Source organism: Agrobacterium sp. (assembly GCF_059499945.1).
Window position 1 is genome coordinate 219,300 of record NZ_JCABZP010000010.1, and the last position, 19,103, is coordinate 238,402.

At 59.5% G+C, this 19,103-nt stretch carries 18 protein-coding genes; 7 read left to right on the forward strand and 11 right to left on the reverse strand.

Going from position 1 to position 19,103, the window contains the following annotated elements; all coding sequences use genetic code 11:
• The first annotated feature begins 21 nt into the window (after positions 1–21).
• Complete coding sequence (gene znuA, locus AC5I5B_RS07660) at positions 22–1,014, forward strand: zinc ABC transporter substrate-binding protein ZnuA (protein ID WP_111794615.1); 993 nt, start codon at positions 22–24, stop codon at positions 1,012–1,014.
• A gap of 182 nt (positions 1,015–1,196) precedes the next feature.
• On the opposite strand, the gene AC5I5B_RS07665 is transcribed toward znuA, so the two are convergent.
• Positions 1,197–2,249 carry a LacI family transcriptional regulator gene (locus AC5I5B_RS07665; RefSeq protein ID WP_087744034.1) on the reverse strand — a complete coding sequence of 351 codons (1,053 nt, stop codon included), beginning with the start codon at positions 2,247–2,249 and terminating at the stop codon, positions 1,197–1,199.
• Positions 2,250–2,737: 488 nt separating this feature from the next.
• Here AC5I5B_RS07665 and AC5I5B_RS07670 point away from each other — a divergent pair, with 488 nt between their 5' ends.
• The 3 genes from AC5I5B_RS07670 (at position 2,738) to AC5I5B_RS07680 (ending at position 6,863) form a co-directional block, all read left to right on the forward strand.
• The gene (locus tag AC5I5B_RS07670) at positions 2,738–5,203 is read left to right on the forward strand and encodes a beta-mannosidase (protein ID WP_111834414.1); all 2,466 of its coding nucleotides are present in this window, start codon (positions 2,738–2,740) and stop codon (positions 5,201–5,203) included.
• Positions 5,204–5,328: 125 nt separating this feature from the next.
• Entirely contained in the window at positions 5,329–6,360 is a 1,032-nt protein-coding gene (gene mgrA, locus AC5I5B_RS07675) for an L-glyceraldehyde 3-phosphate reductase (RefSeq protein WP_111834415.1), read from the forward strand.
• 176 nt (positions 6,361–6,536) lie between these two features.
• Positions 6,537–6,863, forward strand: a complete 327-nt coding sequence (locus AC5I5B_RS07680) for an RcnB family protein (protein WP_003502789.1) — start codon at positions 6,537–6,539, stop codon at positions 6,861–6,863.
• 234 nt (positions 6,864–7,097) lie between these two features.
• Here AC5I5B_RS07680 and gnd read toward each other — a convergent pair whose 3' ends face one another.
• The 5 genes from gnd to ccoG form a co-directional block, all read right to left on the reverse strand.
• The gene (gnd, locus tag AC5I5B_RS07685; RefSeq protein WP_003502791.1) at positions 7,098–8,528 is read right to left on the reverse strand and encodes an NADP-dependent phosphogluconate dehydrogenase; all 1,431 of its coding nucleotides are present in this window, start codon (positions 8,526–8,528) and stop codon (positions 7,098–7,100) included.
• A gap of 164 nt (positions 8,529–8,692) precedes the next feature.
• Positions 8,693–8,851: a cbb3-type cytochrome oxidase assembly protein CcoS gene (gene ccoS, locus AC5I5B_RS07690; protein WP_003502794.1), complete on the reverse strand. Its 159-nt coding sequence runs from the start codon at positions 8,849–8,851 to the stop codon at positions 8,693–8,695.
• Entirely contained in the window at positions 8,848–11,142 is a 2,295-nt protein-coding gene (locus AC5I5B_RS07695; protein ID WP_111797806.1) for a copper-translocating P-type ATPase, read from the reverse strand. The genes ccoS and AC5I5B_RS07695 overlap by 4 nt, the downstream gene beginning before the upstream one ends.
• Entirely contained in the window at positions 11,139–11,639 is a 501-nt protein-coding gene (locus AC5I5B_RS07700; RefSeq protein WP_111834416.1) for a FixH family protein, read from the reverse strand. Before AC5I5B_RS07700 ends, AC5I5B_RS07695 begins: the two co-directional genes overlap by 4 nt.
• Positions 11,636–13,219, reverse strand: coding sequence for a cytochrome c oxidase accessory protein CcoG (gene ccoG, locus AC5I5B_RS07705; protein ID WP_111834417.1), 1,584 nt, complete (start codon positions 13,217–13,219; stop codon positions 11,636–11,638). Before ccoG ends, AC5I5B_RS07700 begins: the two co-directional genes overlap by 4 nt.
• A gap of 120 nt (positions 13,220–13,339) precedes the next feature.
• Between ccoG and AC5I5B_RS07710 the strand changes: the two genes are divergently transcribed.
• Genes AC5I5B_RS07710 through AC5I5B_RS07720 form a run of 3 tightly spaced genes read left to right on the forward strand, consistent with a single transcriptional unit; the run spans position 13,340 to position 14,574 of the window.
• Positions 13,340–13,744 (forward strand): SRPBCC family protein, encoded by a 405-nt coding sequence (locus tag AC5I5B_RS07710; protein WP_060725811.1) that lies wholly within the window; start codon positions 13,340–13,342, stop codon positions 13,742–13,744.
• Between the two features lie 10 nt (positions 13,745–13,754).
• Complete coding sequence (locus AC5I5B_RS07715) at positions 13,755–14,111, forward strand: VOC family protein (protein WP_003502804.1); 357 nt, start codon at positions 13,755–13,757, stop codon at positions 14,109–14,111.
• A 16-nt stretch (positions 14,112–14,127) separates the two neighbouring features.
• Positions 14,128–14,574, forward strand: coding sequence for a VOC family protein (locus tag AC5I5B_RS07720; RefSeq protein WP_003502805.1), 447 nt, complete (start codon positions 14,128–14,130; stop codon positions 14,572–14,574).
• A 56-nt stretch (positions 14,575–14,630) separates the two neighbouring features.
• On the opposite strand, the gene ccoP is transcribed toward AC5I5B_RS07720, so the two are convergent.
• The 5 genes from ccoP to cobU all read right to left on the reverse strand — a co-directional run bounded on the left by ccoP (position 14,631) and on the right by cobU (position 18,805).
• Positions 14,631–15,494 carry a cytochrome-c oxidase, cbb3-type subunit III gene (ccoP, locus tag AC5I5B_RS07725; RefSeq protein WP_003502808.1) on the reverse strand — a complete coding sequence of 288 codons (864 nt, stop codon included), beginning with the start codon at positions 15,492–15,494 and terminating at the stop codon, positions 14,631–14,633.
• 3 nt (positions 15,495–15,497) lie between these two features.
• On the reverse strand, positions 15,498–15,650 hold the full coding sequence (locus AC5I5B_RS07730) for a CcoQ/FixQ family Cbb3-type cytochrome c oxidase assembly chaperone (protein WP_003502810.1): 153 nt from the start codon (positions 15,648–15,650) through the stop codon (positions 15,498–15,500).
• Positions 15,651–15,663: 13 nt separating this feature from the next.
• A complete protein-coding gene (ccoO, locus tag AC5I5B_RS07735) occupies positions 15,664–16,395 on the reverse strand; it encodes a cytochrome-c oxidase, cbb3-type subunit II (RefSeq protein ID WP_031234438.1) in 732 nt (243 codons plus the stop codon).
• A gap of 10 nt (positions 16,396–16,405) precedes the next feature.
• Positions 16,406–18,052 carry a cytochrome-c oxidase, cbb3-type subunit I gene (gene ccoN, locus AC5I5B_RS07740; protein ID WP_060725810.1) on the reverse strand — a complete coding sequence of 549 codons (1,647 nt, stop codon included), beginning with the start codon at positions 18,050–18,052 and terminating at the stop codon, positions 16,406–16,408.
• 231 nt (positions 18,053–18,283) lie between these two features.
• The gene (gene cobU, locus AC5I5B_RS07745; protein ID WP_111834418.1) at positions 18,284–18,805 is read right to left on the reverse strand and encodes a bifunctional adenosylcobinamide kinase/adenosylcobinamide-phosphate guanylyltransferase; all 522 of its coding nucleotides are present in this window, start codon (positions 18,803–18,805) and stop codon (positions 18,284–18,286) included.
• Positions 18,806–19,103: the final 298 nt, after the last annotated feature.

Sequence of the window (19,103 nt, forward strand, 5' to 3'; positions counted from 1 at the left end):
TCTTCAAGTGGAGTGCATTTCATGAAATCGTTCCTGATCCCGCTCATGGCATCGGTGGCAATAGCGGCCGCCGCTTCCGGCGCCACCGCCGCGCCCGATGTCGTGGTCTCGATCAAGCCCATCCATTCCCTCGTCGCCGCAATCATGCGGGGCGTCGGCGAACCCCAGCTCATCGTCGACGGCGCGGCCTCTCCGCACACCTATAATCTCAGACCGTCCAATGCGCGCAAGCTGGAAAAGGCGGATGTGGTCTTCTGGGTTGGGCCGGGCCTTGAAGCGTTCCTGGAAAAGCCGCTGGAAGCGCTTGCCAGCAAGGCAACCGTGGTGGAACTGGAGGACGCCAAGGGGCTGGAGAAGCTGCCCTTCCGCGAAGGCGGCCCCTTTGAAGCACATGACCATGGCGACGAAGGCCATGATGCGCATGACGGTCACGCCGAAGAGGAAGGCGCACACGATCATGGACACGACCATGCGGAGGGTCACGAGGACCATGACCATGGCGCATACGACACCCATCTCTGGCTCGATCCCGCCAATGCCAAGGCCATGGCGCAGACGATAGAAACCGCGCTGATTGCAACCGATGCCGGCAATGCCGCGACCTATCAGGCCAACACCAAAAAACTGATCGACGATCTCAATGCGCTCGATGCCGAACTCAAGGAAACGGTCGAGCCGGTGAAGGACAAGCCCTTCATCGTCTTCCACGATGCCTATCAGTATTTCGAGCACCGTTACGGTGTGAAGACGGCGGGATCGATCACCGTCAGCCCCGAAACCCTTCCAGGTGCTGACCGTGTCAAACAGATGCAGGAAAAGGTCCGTCAGCTCGGCGCAACCTGCGTCTTCGCTGAACCGCAATTCGAGCCGAAGCTGATTTCGGTCATCACTGAGGGTACTGCAGCAAAATCGGCGACGCTCGACCCGGAGGCAGCGACGCTGGAGCCCGGTCCCGATCTCTATTTCAAGCTGATGCGCGGCATTGCGGGCTCTCTGAAGGATTGCCTGTCCTGATGCGTATTGTCGTGCGCTGACGCCCCGGCTGTCATTCCGGGCATTCAGCCGAAAGCCAGTCAGCGCACGATAAAAATATCATTTATACCAACATCTTACGCCAACATATTAAAGTCAAACTTTAAAAAAGCCGCGAACGCAACGGGGTCAAGACTTGCAGCACCTATTGCGAAGCGAGCCATCTACGGCTTCGGCGCCATCGAAGACCAGACCGGGCTGCTGATGCTCTGCAAGGTTTCCGGCGGCGCGCCGTTGATGCGCGCCAGAAGGGCCTTTGCAAGCTCCCTGCCCGCCAGTTTGATATCCTCATTGACGGTGTGGATCTGCGGTTTGATCCAGTTCAGGAACTCCGCGGACTGTTTCGAAACGATATCGATATCCTCACCGATCCTCACACCCGCCGCCTCGAAACCGGCCACCAGCGCGATGGTGCTGCTACCGCTGATCGAAACGATACCGTCGGGGCGGTCATCCGACTGCATCAGCCGCTGACCGAAATCGCGGATTTTCTCAAGCGGCGTTTCGATGGTGATGGTGTCCAGCGGGAATTCGGTAAGACCAAAATCCCTGATCCCCCTGTTGAACCCCTTGCGGGCGTGATCGTGGAACGAAAACCGCGATGGTGGCACGATGACCGCGATCCTTTTGCGTCCGCATTGCGCCAGCCGCTCGACCGCCTCATAGGCATAGGCCTCATTGTCGAAATCATGAAAGGCGTGTTCGATACCCATATCCGAACGCCCATGGGTGACGAAGGGCATGTTACGCTCAGTCATGAAACGGACGCGCTGATCGTTGGGCTCGATCTTCGAAATAATGACCCCATCCGCCGAACCGGTATCGAGAATATAGCGGATCGGCACCATCGAATCCTTGGCGTGGATATGGGGCGTCACGACCAGATGATATTGTGTCGTGGAAAGAACCTCGGTGATGCCAAATACCATCTGGCTGGTGAAACCCATCAGCTCTTCATCGACGCTCAGAACAAGGGCAATCACATTGGTCTTGCCGGTGCGAAGGCGCACGCCGGCGCGGTTTGGCTGGTAGCCGATCTGCCGGGCGATCAGCCGCACACGCTCCTTGGTTTCAGCGCCGATGTCTGGCGCATCCTTCAGCGCGCGCGAGACGGTGGTGATGCCAAGACCCGTCATATAGGCGATCGTCTTCAAGGTCGGACGCTCGCCCGTCGTTGCAGGAGTTTCGCCCCCGCCGGATTTGCCAGTATCGTTCATGTCATTTCGCCACGCTTTACCGAACGATAATCATAGATAGCTTTTTCTCTGTTGCAAAGGCAAAGGTCCGCGGTCAACGGCCGGTCTTGTCCGACTATCCGCCAATTCAGCTAAAACGATATAGGTCCGGAAAATATTTCACGGTACTTCCCCCTTCTTCCGGCACAGAATTTCCAGAAATCCACGGATACACATCTTAACTGACAAGATTAATATCTTGATGCAAATCACTGATATAAAAATATAAAGTTTATAATTTTTCTTGGGATTTGACCTGGTCATCCCGACGCAGATGTGCCCGTCATTATTCATGTCGCTCGTTGTCACTCAAAGGAATGACGGAACGATTGTTTTACGGTAACGTTGCCGGAGGGAGGAAATAGCAAAGCCGGATAAGCGTGTCGCAGCCGCTTTGCGGGCATCCATTCCCCCAGATTCTGACACAAGCCTGCACCATAATGCCGGCCAGTCTTCTTCGAATTCATACTATGCAGGGTCCGATTATGATTTCTTCTTCCTCGCCCGAAACTGTCATTGATCTGGCTGGGCCCTGGCGCCTGACCTCGGTGGAAGGAGACCATACCACCCAGCTTTCCGTACCGGGCGATATTCACAGCGCGCTCAAAAATGCGGGCATCATTCCCGATCCCTATCACGGCGCCAATGAAAAGGTGGTGCAATGGGTGGCTGAGCGCGACTGGCTCATCGAGCGCACATTCATTCTCGATGAGGCGGATTCCAGCTGGTATCTCGATATCGACTACCTCGACACCGTCGCCATCGTCTTCGTCAACGACGTCCCGGTCTTGACCGCCGACAATTGCTTCCGCCGCTACCGCCCGGATATCTCACGCGCGGTGCGGCCGGGTGAAAACACCATCCGCATCCATTTCCATTCTAACATCGCGGCCGGCGCAGAACGGCAGGCGCGGCAGCCTTTTTACATCCCCTATCACCCCGGCAATTCACCCATTGCCAACGGCAACATGCTGCGCAAGCCGCAATGCCATTTCGGTTGGGACTGGAACATCGCAATTGCGCCGCTCGGCCTCTACGGCAAAATCCTGCTGAAGCGGCTCGATACGGCCCGCATTGAACATGTCGTCACCTCACAGCACCATGTCGAAGGCGGCGTCGAGCTGCATGTGGCTGTCACGCTGTTTGCCGAGGGACCGGCGAGCCTGCCGGTCTACCTGTCCCTCAACGATGAAAGGCTGAGACTCGATTGCGGCGTCGGTACCGGCGAAACGGTGGTGCGCCACGTCTTCTTTGTGGAGAATCCGGAGCTCTGGTGGCCGGCCGGCAGTGGCGAACAGACGCTCTACAAGCTGACGGTGGAACTGCCTGATGAGACCGTCACCCGCCAGATCGGCTTGAGGACGATCGAGCTTCTGACGGACAAGGACGAAGCCGGAAGCCGCTTCGCCTTCCGCATCAACGGCCGCGAGATCTTCTGCCGCGGCGCCAACTGGATCCCCGCAGATGCACTTTATTCGCTCGCCAGCCGGGAAAAGACCGAAGATCTCCTCTGCTCTGCGGTGGAGGCCAATATGAACATGATCCGCGTCTGGGGCGGCGGTTTTTATGAGGAGGACTGGTTCTACGATCTCTGCGACCGGCTCGGCCTGCTGGTCTGGCAGGACTTCATGTTTGCCTGCAATCTCTATCCCTGCAGCGAGGACTTTCTCGACAATGTCGAACATGAGGTCGACTACCAGGTGAAACGCCTCTCCTCGCATCCGTCCATCGCGCTCTGGTGCGGCGACAACGAGCTGGTGGGTGCGCTGACCTGGTTCGATGAATCCCGCAACAATCGCGACCGTTATCTCGTGGCTTACGACCGCCTGAACCGCACGATCGAAAGAGCCCTGAAAAAAGCAGCACCGGAAGCGCTCTGGTGGCCCTCCAGCCCGGCCTCCGGTTATCTCGATTATGGTGACGCCTGGCACGCGGATGGTTCCGGTGACATGCACTACTGGTCCGTCTGGCACGAAAACAAGTCGTTCGACAATTACCGCTCGGTCAAGCCGCGTTTCTGCTCCGAATTCGGTTTCCAGTCCTACACATCCATGCCCGTCATCCGCACCTATGCGGAAGAAAAGGACATGAACATCGCCTCCCCGGTCATTGAGCTGCACCAGAAGAATGTCGGCGGCAATGAGCGGATCGCCGGCACCATGTTCCGCTATTTCCGTTTCCCGAAGGATTTCGAGAATTTCGTTTATCTGAGCCAGGTCCAGCAGGCGCTCGCCATCCGCACGGCTGTGGACTACTGGCGTTCGCTGAAGCCCCATTGCATGGGCACGCTTTATTGGCAGCTCAACGACACCTGGCCGGTAGCCTCATGGTCCAGCCTCGATTATGGCGGCGGCTGGAAAGCGCTGCATTATGCCGCCCGCCGCTTCTTCCAGGCGGTGACCGTCTCGGCCATTCCCTCCGAGGATGGGCGCCGGGTGAGCTTCTCCATGGTCAACGACACGGCGGAAGACGTCGAAATCGACATGAACATCGTTGCGCTGACCATGGACGGCAACCGCGTGCCGCTGAAATCCGCCAACGGCACCTGCGCAACGGACAGGGCCGCAACGCTGACCGAGATAGACATGGATAGCCTGCCCGACGGCGCCATCCTCGCCTGGAGCTTCATCGCTTCCAACGGTATGACCGGCGAAGGCCACCATGTGCGCGACACCTACAAGGCGCTGGAGCTTCAGCCTGCAGGGCTCGAATTTTCCGTCGGCCCGTTGAAAAACGGCCAGTACGAAATCGATGTCGCCGCTGCAGGTCTCGCGCTCTTCGTCATGCTGGAGGCAGATCAGCCCGGCCGTTATTCCGACAATCTCTTCGATCTGGCCGCCGGCGAAACGCGCCGTATCATCTTCACGCCGAAGGCGGGCGGCCCCCAGCCGCATTTCCGCATCTTCGATCTTCATACCTGCCAATCCTCGCATTGAAACCATGCGGAGAAAGGCATAACCATCCCTCTCGGGAATGACAGGTGAACCTGCGCCTGTTTTCATCGCTTCAAAAAGTTGCCGGGTTCTCCGGCAGCCAGTCATCAGCAAGTGGAGGAAGACCCATGGTTTGGCAACCGGCCGAAAACCGATACGCGTCCATGAAATATAATCATTGCGGCAAGACCGGCCTGAAACTGCCGGCGATTTCGCTCGGCCTCTGGCACAATTTCGGCAACGACACGCCGCACCAGACCAAACAGGCCATCTGCCGCCGCGCCTTCGATCTCGGCATCACCCATTTCGATCTCGCCAATAATTACGGCCCGCCGCCCGGCAGCGCCGAAACCGCCTTCGGTGAAATCCTGAAGACGGATTTCAGAGGTTATCGCGACGAGATGATCATCTCCTCCAAGGCTGGTTACAACATGTGGCCCGGCCCCTATGGCGAATGGGGCAGCCGCAAATACGTAATCGCCTCCTGCGACCAGAGCCTGAAGCGCATGGGTCTGGATTACGTCGATATCTTCTATTCCCACCGTTTCGACCCCAACACGCCGCTTGAGGAAACCTGTGGCGCGCTGGACCAGATCGTGCGCTCGGGCAAAGCGCTTTATGCCGGCATCTCGTCCTACAACTCGAAGCGCACCCGTGAAGCCGCCGCCATCCTGAAGGACCTCGGCACGCCCTGCATCATCCACCAGCCGAGCTATTCGATGATCAACCGCTGGATCGAAGAGGATGGTCTCGTCGATACGCTGGAAGAACTGGGCATCGGCTCCATCGTCTTCTCGCCGCTGGCGCAGGGCATGCTGACGACGAAATATCTCGGCGGCGTGCCTGATGGCAGCCGCGCGGCGCAGCGCAAGTCGCTGAACCCGGCCTTCCTCAACGAACGCAACGTCGAGAACATCCGGGCGCTCAACAGCATTGCCGAGCGGCGCGGCCAGACGCTGGCGCAGATGGCGATTGCCTGGGTTCTGCGCGGCGGCCGCATCACCTCGGCGCTGATCGGGGCAAGCCGCGTCGAACAGGTTGAGGATTGCGTGAAGGCGCTTGAGCGGCCGGATTTCACGGCCGAAGAGCTTGCGGAAATCGACCGTTATGCCAAGGAAGCGGATATCAACCTCTGGGCAAAATCCGCCGAACGCATCTGATGCAGAAGAGACCGCCCGGTTCCGCCGGGCGGTCTGGCTACCCCGAAAAACTCAAAATAAAAGATTAACTCACGCTCCTAACCATTAACAACCATTACATAAATGTAATTTTAAATTCAGTTTCCGTTCATTCGTTTATTCGTAAGTTCTCCTCATCGAAACACGAGGAAACATTCATGAAAAAGTTCATCACCATTCTTCTGGCTGCCACCGTTCTCGCTGCTCCGATGGCGCAGGCACAGAGCCGTCATGACGATCGCCACCGTGGCGTTACCGTCGAGCGCCAGATCACCACGAAAAAGGTCATCGTCAAGAAGCACCGCTGGGATCGCGGCCAGCGCCTGTCTGCAGGCGAACGCCGCCACACGGTCGACCGCCGCGACTATCGCCGCTACCGTCTTGCCGAGCCGCGCCGTGACCAGCGCTGGGTGCGCGTCGACAACCAGTTCCTGCTCATCAACGCCGTCACAGGCTTGATCGTCGGCCTCTCTGCCGCACGCTGAGTGAAATCATCGGATGCCGTGGAAAAGGCCCGCTTATGCGGGCCTGATAATTCTTGCGAATATCGCTCCAAATTCGACGTCATCCCCGGGCTTGACCCGAGGATCCATTGATCGCAATGGGCTGTGGATTCTCTGGTCAAGCCCGAGAATGACGAAGGAGAGGTTTCGACATATCCACCAAGCAAAAAGGGTCGGCTCAAAGCCGACCCTTTTGTCGTTTATAGTTTCAGCCGATCAGAAGATATCGGCGCCGCTGCCCCACGGGCCATGCGGCTTGTCGACGCCGTCGGTGCGTTCGAAACCATGTGCGCCAAAGAAGTCGCGTTGCGCCTGGATGAGGTTGGCGCTGCCGCGACCACGGCGATAGGCGTCGAAATAGCCAAGCGCCGAAGCCAGTGCCGAAACCGGCAGGCCGGAGAGAACGGCATAGGAAACAACACGGCGCAGCGGTGCGTCGGTATCCTTGACGATGCCGGAGAAGGCCGGCGTCACGATGAGGTTGGCCACATGCGGGTCCTTGGTGAAGGCCGAGGTGATCTCATCGAGGAATTCCGAGCGGATGATGCAGCCGGCGCGCCAGATGCGGGCGATCGTCGGCATCGGCAGGTTCCAGTTGAACTCCTTCGATGCGGCCGACATGATGGCGAAGCCCTGCGCATAGGCGCCGACCTTGGCGGCCAGAAGCGCGCTTTCGAGATCGGCGATGAAGGCCTTTTTGTCAGCGGGTGCCGGTGCAACGGTCGGTAGACCGAAGATCTTCTCGGCAGCTTCGCGCTCGTCCTTCTGCGAGGAGAGAATACGGGCAGCCACAGCCGCCTCGATGGCGGTTGCGGCGACGCCCATGTTCTGCGCCTCGATGACCGACCACTTGCCGGTGCCCTTCTGGCCGGCCTTGTCGAGGATCAGATCGACCATCGGCTTGCCGGTGATCGGATCGGCGGCGCGCAGAACCTTCTCGGTGATTTCGATCAGGTAGGAGTTCAGGCGGCCCTTGTTCCATTCGGCGAACACGTCGGCGATTTCGACTGCGCTCATGCCAAGGCCGTCACGCAGGATGCCGTAGATTTCGGCGATCATCTGCATGTCGGCATATTCGATGCCGTTATGGATCGTCTTGACGAAATGGCCGGCGCCGTCATTGCCGAGCCATGCCACGCACGGATCATCGTTGTACTTGGCGGAAATGGAGGTCAGCACCTTCTCGACACGCTTCCAGCTATCCTCGGTCCCGCCAACCATGATCGACGGTCCATGGCGGGCACCTTCTTCGCCGCCGGAAACACCCATGCCGATAAAGGTCAGGCCGCTATCCTTCAGATTGTCGAAACGGCGGATCGTATCGCGGAAATTCGCATTGCCCGCATCGATCATGATGTCGCCGTTAGAAAGATGGGGTTTAAGGATTTCCATCTGCTGGTCGACAGGGTCACCAGCCTTGATCATGATGATGATCGGGCGCGGAGGACGAATGGCGGCGACGAATTCCTCGATGGTTTCGCAGGGGATCAGCTGTCCCTGCAAGTCCCCGGCTTCAGCGTAGAATTTTTTCGTCGCTTCAGGGGTTCGGTTGAATACGGCAATCTTGTTGCCCTTTTCCGCGATGTTCAACGCCAGGTTCGAGCCCATGACGCCGAGACCGATCAAACCGATTTCTGCCTGTTCCACGGATGTGCCTCCATCTTGCTTTAAGGTGGTCGTGTTGTGGCACTGTAATGAACAAACGGCAAGGCTAGCCGCGACTGAAACGATTAAATTTTGATGACGCAAATCAGCTTTGCATATTTGCGACAGGTCAGAGCCGGCTCTAAACGACAGGCCCACCTCGCCTCCTATGATCGCCGGGGTCGGTCGTCGCCGTCATCCAGCGCACGCCAGGCGGCCCCGTCCATATCCTCATACTGGCCAGAGCGCACCGACCAGAGGAAGGCGAAAAGGCCGAGCGCCCCCAGAAACAGCGCGACCGGAATGAGATAGATCAGCATGTTCATGCCAGTTGCGCCCCCTCTCCCGCATATCCTGTTTTTACGTTGTTCCGAGGACGCACGGTTTCAGCCGTGCCGGCAAGACGCAACGCATTGGCGACGACGATCAGCGAGGATGTCGACATGGCGATGGCCGCGATCATCGGCGTCGCATAACCGGCAATCGCAATCGGCACGGCGATGACATTATAGCCGATGGCGAGAGCGAAGTTCTGCCGGATGAGCCTTCCGGCCCGCTGCGACGTCTCGATCGCAAAGGGCACGGCATCGAGATCCTCCTGCATGAACACGAAATCAGCGGCCTGCCGGCCGATATCGGCGGCGGTGGCGGGCGCCATGGAAACATGGGCGGCGGCAAGCGCCGGCGCATCGTTGATGCCGTCTCCCACCATCAGCACCCTGCGACCCTCGCCGGCGAGCGCAGCGCAGCGCGCCGCCTTGTCCCTCGGCGAAAGGTCTGCACTCCAGTTGCCGATCCCCAGCCGCTGCGCCATGGCGCTGACAGCCGCCGCCCGGTCACCCGAGACGATTTCCTGCGCAAGGCCCCGCACTGAGAGGCTGCGCAATGCCGCAACTGCACCTGCGCGCGGATTGTCCTCGAAGCCGAAGCTCGCCAGATGCCGGCCGTCAAGGGACAGCACGACTTCCGACCGCGCATCGCCATTGTCGACGCCCGCGTCGTCATCCGGGCAGGCGAAACGGCGATTGCCGAGCCGGTAGGTTCCGGCTTCCGTCTCAGCCTCAACGCCGGAGCCGGGAATTTCCCGCACTGCCTCATAGGTCGTCATGGCGCCGTTATAGGCGGCATACAGGGCTTTCGAGAGGGGATGGCGCGAATGGGCGGCAAGCCCCGCAGCAATCGCCATGGTGGCCGGCTTCACATCACCTGTCTCGACCAGTCTCGGCTTTCCAACGGTCAGGGTGCCTGTCTTGTCGAACAGCACGGTATCGATTTCGGCCAGCCGCTCCATGGCCGAGCCTTCCTTGACCATGATGCCGTGCCGGAAGAGCCTGCCTGCCGCCACCACCTGCACGACGGGAACGGCAAGGCCAAGCGCACAGGGGCAGGTTATGATGAGAACCGCTATGGCGATCAGCATCGCCTGTTTCCAGTCGCCGCCGAAAAAGCCCCAGCCAAGAAATGTCACCAGCGCGAGAAGATGCACGACGGGCGAATAATAGCTCGCGGCGCGATCAGCGATGCGCCGATACCGCGCCCGGCCGCCTTCCGCCGCCTCCATAAGCCCGATCACCTCCGACAGGAAGGACTCCTTTGCCGAGGCGGTTACCCGCGCGATCAGCGAACCGGTGAGGTTGAGCGTACCGGCCTGCAGGCTGTCACCTGCCGTAACGCGGCGCGGTGCGCTTTCGCCGTTGACGATGGACATGTCGAGATCGCTGCTGCCGGAGACGACCACGGCATCCACCGCCACACGGTCCCCGGCGGCAATCGTTATCGACATTCCGGGTTGGACATCGGCAAGCTGGCGGTATTCCCGCGTTCCATCCTCACCGATCACGGTCGCGCCGCGCGGCGAAAGCCTTGCAAGCCCGGCAATGGCCGAACGCGCCTTGTCGCGCATGATATGGTCAAGCGTGCGGCCGATCAGCAGGAAGAACAGCAGCGACACGGTCGCGTCGAACCACGCATGTTCACCGTGATGGATCGTTTCCCACAGCGAAACGGCATAGGAGAGCGTGATGGCGAGCGCAATCGGCACATCCATATTGGTGCGGCCGTGTTTCAGCGCATTCCAGGCCGACTGGTAAAAGAAGCGGCCACCATAGATCAGCGCCGGCGCGGCGATCATCGCCGAAATCCAGTGGAACATGTCGCGCGTCGCCGCATCCGCGCCTGACCAGACGGAGACGGAAAGGAGCATGATATTGGCGGAGGCAAAACCGCACAGCGCCACCGCCCTGATCAATTGCGAACGCAAGGCGTCGGAAGCATCCTGACCGCTGGCGAAAAGATGCGTGCGATATCCGGTCGAAAGAATGGCGCGGGCGAGATCGGAAGGATCGGTCCTGACGCCATCGACCTCTTCCTTCCAGACGATTGCGACGCGTTTGGACGACAGGTTCACGCGCGCCCGCTCCACCTGGCGGAGACGGCTAAGCGCGGTTTCGATGGTGGTGATGCAGGCGCCGCAATAGACATCCGGCACGCTGAGATCAGTCTGCCGCAGCCCCTGCCCCAGATCGCGGCTCGCCAGCAGCAATTCCTCCGACGATGGTGGATTGACCGGTTCGCCAAGCTGAAGCGAACCTTCCGTTCCCGGTGCGCAGCAGCTCATTTGCGCCCCCTGATGACGGCGATCCGCGTCCCCTCATGCACGATGATCCGGCCATCCTTGACGGCGGTGACCTCGACGATCCACTGGCCGGGCAGCATGTCATGCACACCGGTGAAGACGCCGGTGGAAAGCGGGGTGAGCTCCATGTCGAAATTCTGGCTTTCACCGACCGGCCGGCGGAAATGCGCCGTCACCGTATCCGTATCGACGGGCCCCTTATCCGGATGGAAAACCTCATAGCGTACGGTCTTTTCGTCCACCACGAGCTTGCCCTTGATGCCAGTCGCGGCCCGTGCCTTGGCGGCTTCCGCCTTGGCGTTGAACTGCTGGCTGGCGACATAGGTATTGGGCACGACAAGCCCGCTCCAGCTGTTCACCGCATTCCAGGCCATGATCATGTTGACCGTGATGATGGTGCCGAAGAACAGCAGCATGACGCCGAGCATGTGCCAGCCGGTAAAAGTGAAGCCGGATGTCTGGCGATTGTTCACGGTCATTTTTTCACTCCCGGAGCGTTGAAGACAGCATCGTAACGGGCCGTCTCATGGCCGCCCGTATCGCTGACGATGAATTCGAAATTTTCAGCCGTTCGCGCGACATCCTTGCCAGGCAGGGTGACAAAGACCTTCAGCGTCGTCGCCTCATCCGGTTCGACCGTAACGTTGAAAGTGCGCGAGACCGTATCCGGCATGCCGTTTATCTTCATCACCGCATTCGGGATGCCCTCGATGGTGAGGCTCATCATGCGCGGCTGCGGCACCATGTTGAGAATGCGCACGGTATAGCCGTTGCGGATCGAACCGTTCGATTCCAGCACATATTGCGGATTGCGGTCGTGCAGGACGTTGAGCGCCAGCCGCTCGCGCGTCACCAGCGCAAACAGCATGCCGATGCCGACCGCCGACCAGATGGCCGTATAAAGCAGCGTGCGCGGCCGGAAGACGATGCGCCAGTTGAAGTGGCGGATGCTCTTCCTGAAGCTGCCATCCTCCTCGCGCACATTGGCAGGCCGGATGGCGTGCGCACCGTTGCCGGTCGCCAGCGCCATGTTGGACTGGTATTCCGCAAGCGTCGCATAGGCGATCAGCCCGCGCGGTTTGCCGATCTTGTCCATCACCCCGTCGCAGGCGTCGATGCAGAGCGCGCAGGTGATGCATTCCAGCTGTTGCCCGTCCCTGATGTCGATGCCCATGGGACAGACGGCGACACAGGCGTTGCAATCGACGCAATCGCCGATGCTCTCGCCCGCCGCAGCGGCTTTTTTGGCGTGCCGCGAGCGCGGTTCGCCGCGCCAGTCATTATAGGTGACAACAAGCGAATTCTCATCCAGCATCGCCGCCTGGATGCGTGGCCAGGGACACATGTAGGTACAGACCTGCTCCCGCATCAGCCCGCCGAAAACATAGGTGGTGGCGGTAAGCGTGGCGACGGTCGAATAGGCGATCATCGGCGCCTGTCCCGTCATGAACTGCATCGCCAGCGTCGGCGCATCGGCGAAATAGAAAATCCAGGCGCCGCCGGTCAGAACGCCAATCACCAGCCAGATCGCATGTTTCAGCACGCGCTTGCGCAATTTGCCGAATGTAAGGGGCGCGGCGTCCAGTTTCATGCGGGCGTTCCTGTCACCCTCTATCGCCCGTTCAACCACCAGAAACAGATCGACCCAGACGGTCTGTGGACAGGTATAACCGCACCATGCGCGCCCCACGGCTGAGGTGACGAGAAACAGCCCCAGCCCCGCCATGACCAGCAATCCCGCAACGAAAAAGAACTCCTGCGGCCAGATTTCGATGAAGAAGAAATAAAAGCGCCGGTTGGCGATATCGATCAGCACTGCCTGATCGGGTGCATAAGGCCCCCTGTCCCAGCGCAGGAACGGCGTCAGATAATAGATGCCGAGGGTGACGAGCATCACCAGCCATTTGAACCGCCGGAACCGACCTTCCGCGCGCTTGGGAAAAATCTTCTTGCGGGCTTCGTAGAGCGGTTTGCGCGTTTTTGCGGAATTGACGGCTTCCGCCTCCAGCCTTTCGACGGGCTGTTGCGGGCTGTCCTGTCCGGCGCGATAGATGTTCATGGTAAGATGTCCGTTTTTATCTCCTTGCTTTCTCCCATCTCCCCGGTGAAACATCCTTGACTTACATCAAGTGACGACAAAGTGGCGCAGTATGGGAACGCGCCGCCAAGGGAGGATGAAATGCCTGTCATGCAGTCGAGAATCATTCATCTGTCGATCGAAAAACCCTGGGCCCAGGTCTACGACTTCGCCTCCGACCCGCAGAACATGCCCAGCTGGGCCGCAGGCCTTGCGGGCGGCCTCAAATCCGATGGCGAGGACTGGATCGCCGAGGGCGGACCGCTTGGCGAGGTGCGCGTCAATTTTGCGCCCGCAAACGAATTCGGCGTCATCGACCATGTCGTGACATTGCCGGATGGCATCAAGGTTTATAACGCGCTACGGGTGACGCCGAACGGCAGCGGTACGGAGGTGAGTTTCACCCTCCTTCGCCTTCAGGACATGACGGACGAGGATTTCGAGCAGGATGCAAGAGCGATCACGGCCGATCTCGAAACGCTGAAGGTGCTGCTCGAAAAGGACTGATGGAGGAACGATGACCACGAATACAAACGACCGGCGGATCGACTATGTCGAATTCAACGTCACCGATATCGAGCGCAGCAAGGAATTTTACGGCGGCGCCTTCGGCTGGTCCTTCAAGGATTACGGTCCGCAATATTGCGAGTTTTCCGACGGCCGGCTGACCGGCGGTTTTACCACCACGGCACCCGTCTCGGCCAAAGGCGGGCCGCTCGTGATTCTCTACGCCGCCGATATCGAGGATGCCCAGCGCCGCGTCGAGGCCGCCGGCGGCCAGATCAGCGTCGCGCTTTTCGAGTTTCCCGGCGGACGCCGTTTTCATTTCACCGATCCGGATGGATACGAACTAGCAGTCTGGTCGAAAAACTGATTGGCAGGAGCCCGTCATGACTTTGACAACGCCGCCTTTTTCGTTGGTCGGTATCGATCATATCGTCTTCATCGTCGACGACATGATGCGGGCGCTCGATTTTTACCGGAACGTGCTGGGGTGTAGGGATGGTTACTCTTACCCTGCTCTCGGGATGGAACAAGTCTGGTGCGGAAATGCCTTGATCGTGCTGTGGGATGTCACGCATCCCGGTGGCACAAAGGCTGCTCCGCCCGTCGCCGGAGGACGTAATGTCGATCACATCTGCATAGCGACCGGTCCTCTGAACCATGATGCACTTCGCGCACATCTGGCGAAATTTAACGTCACGATAGAACAGGAAGCCTTTCACGGCGGCGCGAGAGGAATGGGACATTCGTTCTATTTCCGTGATCCCTTCGGCAACAAGATCGAGTTGAAGGGACCAGCCGAATATCCGGATGGACGGGCGGAAAACGCCTGATCTAAACAATAAAAAAGGGCGCCTCCCCGGCGCCCCTTCTTTACATTCCGCTTGCTTCACTCGCCCCCACCAAGCGAATGCACGAAGATCGCCAACTGCTTGACCGTCGTATCGCCAAGGCGCTCACCCCAGGCGGGCATGACGCCATGCTTGGGCGAACGGATCTGCGCGACGATGCCCTCTTCTCCATGCGCCTTCAGCCAGATCGCATCGGCGAGGTTCGGTGCACCGAACTCGCGGTTACCCTTGGCATCCTCGCCGTGGCACGAAGCGCAATTGTCGGCAAAGACCTGCTTGCCGGGTTCCACCAGCGCCGGGTTGGCGGGCTTTCCCGTCAGGCTGACGACGTAAGCCGCAACCTCGCGGATTTCGTCCGACTTGAGAATATCGCCGAAGGCCGGCATTTCCGACGCGCGCGTGTCAGCATCATCTGCAAAACGGATGCCGTGCTTCACCGTCGTGTAGATGTCGTCAACGCTGCCGCCCCACATCCAGTCGTCATCATTGAGGTTGGGATAACCCTGCCCGCCTTCCGCACCAGAACCGTGACACTGAATGCAATTGACCTTGAAAGCGGCCGCACCGCCGGAAAGGGCAAATTGCATCAGGGTCGGATCGGCCTGAATATCGGCAAGCGACGACTTGGCGATCTTGTCGACAAAAACGCTCTGCGACTGTTTTGCATCGGCGATTTCGGCGGCGATCTCACCACGGCTGCTCCAACCGAGCAGCCCTTGCGTCGCCCCGTTGATCAGCGGCCATGCCGGATAGGCGATGGTATAGCCGATGGCCCAGAGGATCGTGAAGTAGAAGGTCCAGACCCACCAGCGCGGCATGGGATTGTTCAGCTCACGGATACCGTCCCATTCATGGCCGGTGGTTTCGACGCCGCTGATGTCATCAATGTGTTTTTCGGACATATCCTAGTCCTCCTTGAGCGGAATGCTGGCGGCATCGTCCGCGGCCTTCTTCGAGCCGGGGCGAAGGGTGAAAACGACGACGCCGGCGAAGAACAGGGTCATGGCAAGCAGGCCCCAGCTGTCGGCGAAGTGGCGCATGGCCGTGTAGGTTTCCATGGCTTACACCTCCTCACCGGTATCCGGCGGCATCGTCATAGGTCGAAAAATCGACCAGCGTGCCGAGCATCTGCAGATAGGCGACCAGCGCATCCATTTCGGTAAGCTTGGTCGGGTCGCCATCGAAATCGCCCACCTTCGCCTTGGGATACCGCGCCAGGAGTTCCGACGAATCCGCATTCGGGTCGGCCTGGGCGGCAAGATCGGCCGCGGATTTCTCGATCATCTCGTCGCTATAGGGCACACCAACGGCGCGGTTGGCCTTCAGCTCCATGGAGACGTCGGTGATCTTCAGCGGCGTGGTCTTGAGGAACGCATAGGACGGCATGATCGATTCCGGCACCACCGAGCGCGGATCGGCCAGATGCTGCACGTGCCATTCGTTCGAATAGCGGTCACCGACGCGCGCGAGGTCCGGCCCCGTGCGCTTGGAACCCCACTGGAACGGATGGTCATACATGGATTCCGCCGCCAGGCTATAGTGCCCGTAACGCTCCACCTCGTCGCGGAACGGACGGATCATCTGGCTGTGGCAGACATAACATCCCTCGCGGATGTAGATGTTGCGCCCGGCCAGCTCCAGCGGCGTGTAGGGCCGCATGCCCTCCACCTTCTCGATGGTGTTTTCGAGATAGAAGAGCGGTGCGATTTCCACGATGCCGCCGATCGAGACGACCAGCAGGGAGCCGACCAGAAGCAGCGTGGCGTTGCGTTCGATGACGCCGTGTTTGTCGAGTATGGACATCGGCCTCTCCTTATTCAGCAGGCTGCAGCGAACGGGTTTCGGCGGGCTGCGCCGAAACTTCGGCATCCTTGCGGACGCCTTCGTCGCGTTGATGACCGAGGATGGTCATCGTGACGTTGTAGGCCATGATCAGCGCGCCGCTGAGGAACATCAGGCCGCCCAATGCACGCATCACGTAATAGGGGAACAGCGCTGCGACCGATTCCGCGAAGGAATAGACGAGGAAGCCCTGGCTATCATATTCGCGCCACATCAGCGCCTGCTGGATGCCGGCCACCCACATGACGGCGGCGTAGACGACGATGCCGAGCGTGGCGAGCCAGAAGTGCCAGTTGACCAGCTGCAGGCTGTAGAGACGCTCCCTGCCCCATAGTTTCGGCGTCAGGTAATAGATCGCGCCGAAGGTGATCATGCCGTTCCAGCCGAGTGCGCCGGAATGCACGTGGCCAATGGTCCAGTCGGTATAGTGGCTGAGCGAATTGACGGCCTTGATCGACATCATCGGACCTTCGAAGGTCGCCATGCCGTAGAAGGCAACGGCCATCACCATCATGCGCACGACAGGGTCCGTGCGGATCTTGTCCCATGCGCCCGAAAGCGTCATCAGACCGTTGATCATGCCGCCCCACGAGGGCATCCACAGCATGACCGAGAACACCATGCCGAGCGTCTGCGCCCAGTCCGGCAGCGCGGTATAATGCAGATGGTGGGGGCCGGCCCAGATATACATGAAGATCAGCGCCCAGAAGTGAATGATCGACAGGCGGTAGGAATAGACCGGACGGTTCACCTGCTTCGGAATGAAATAATACATCATGCCGAGGAAGCCGGCGGTGAGGAAGAAGCCGACGGCATTGTGGCCATACCACCATTGCGTCAGCGCATCCTGCACGCCCGAAAAGGCCGAGTAGCTCTTGACGCCAAGGAACGAGACCGGAATGGCGAGATTATTGACGATATGCAGCATGGCAATCGTTACGATGAATCCCAGGTAGAACCAGTTCGCCACATAGATATGCGGCTCCTTGCGCATGAAGATCGTGCCAAGGAAGGCGACGAGATAGGCAACCCAGACGATGGTCAGCCAGATATCGACATACCATTCCGGCTCCGCATATTCGCGACCCTGGGTAATACCGAGCAGGTAGCCGGTGGCGGCCATGACGATGAAGAGATTATATCCCCAGAACACGAACCAGCCGAGATTGCCGCCGAAGAGGCGCGCGCGACAGGTTCTCTGCACCACGTAGAAAGACGTGGCAATCAGCGCATTTCCCCCGAAAGCGAAGATCACCGCTGATGTGTGCAGCGGCCGCATGCGGCCGAAATTGAAATAGGGCGCGATGTTGAGATCGGGAAAGGCGAGTTGCAGCGCCACCACGACACCCACCAGAAAACCGACGACACCCCAGAACACGGTGGCGATGACGCCGTATTTCACCACCTCATCGAAATATTCCGACTTGAGGCGCGCACGCGCCGCCTGATCGACAGGCGCAAAGGAGACACGGCGCAGCAGAAGCACCGTGCTGACCAGAAGTGTAAAGAACAGCACCCACATATGGGCAGCGAAAAGACTGTCATGGGCAAAGGCTGCCCCGAGCAACGCGAGAAAGGCCCCGAGGGCCACGATCGCGGTTTCTAACGTGTAATTCATTGTTGGTTTCCCCCAACGTGCAAGCCGACCGACGAAAGGCACGGCACGCGCCTGGGAGAGCGGGAACGCGCCTTTGCGTCGGTTGGAGCATTGCCACCGCGCGGGAAAGCCCACCTTGATCCAGATCAAGAATGCAAAGCTGTCGCAGCCCCGGCAAAACAGGGCGCGGCTCTACGAGAGGAATTTGCGTAAAAGCAAAAAACGCAGGGCGATATCGACCAGGGTGTCGTCTCAGCCCTTCATCTTCAGGGGCAGCCCGGCGGCGACAAAATAGACCTCGCCGGCAATTGCCGCGATTCGCTGATGCAGGCGGCCGGCGTGATCGCGGAATTCACGCGCCATGCGATTTTCAGGCACGATGCCGAGACCCACTTCATTGGAGACGAATATCAGCGTCGCCTGCGACGATATGATCGCCGCCTCAACTGCGGTGAAGGCAGCCTCGATATCGGCATTCTCCATCATCAGATTGGTGAGCCACAGGGTGAGGCAGTCGATGAGAATGACATTTCCCGCGTCGTCGAGCCGCTGCAGAACGGCGGCGATATCGACCGGCGCTTCATGGGTGGTCCATTCCCCGCCGCGCCGCTCCTGATGATGGCTGATGCGGTCGCGCATCTCGTCATCCCATGCTCGCCCGGTGGCGAGGTAATGCAGGCGTCCGCCGGATTTTCCCGCAAGTTCCTCGGCAAAACGCGATTTGCCGGAGCGCGCGCCGCCAAGAATGAAAACGGAGCGGTTTTTATCTGTCATGGGAAACCTGAAGGAAAAGAATGAATCGGACCGGCATCTTTGCGGTGACGCAAGCCAGGGACAGGCGGTCATGAAGGGAACGATTCGTAGAAAAAGGCGTCCCCCGGTTGTTCATGCCGGACTGCCGCTGATACCGGACCGGAGAAACAAGACCTGCCCGCAGGATGCGGGACATGGAAAGCCCTGATTACCCCGGATACCGGAAACACCGGTCCTGATGAAAGGCTAGGTGCGAAATGCCATCCTGTCAATCGGCGGGTGACCGTGCCGGGATTTACGCGGAACCGGTACGCAAAAC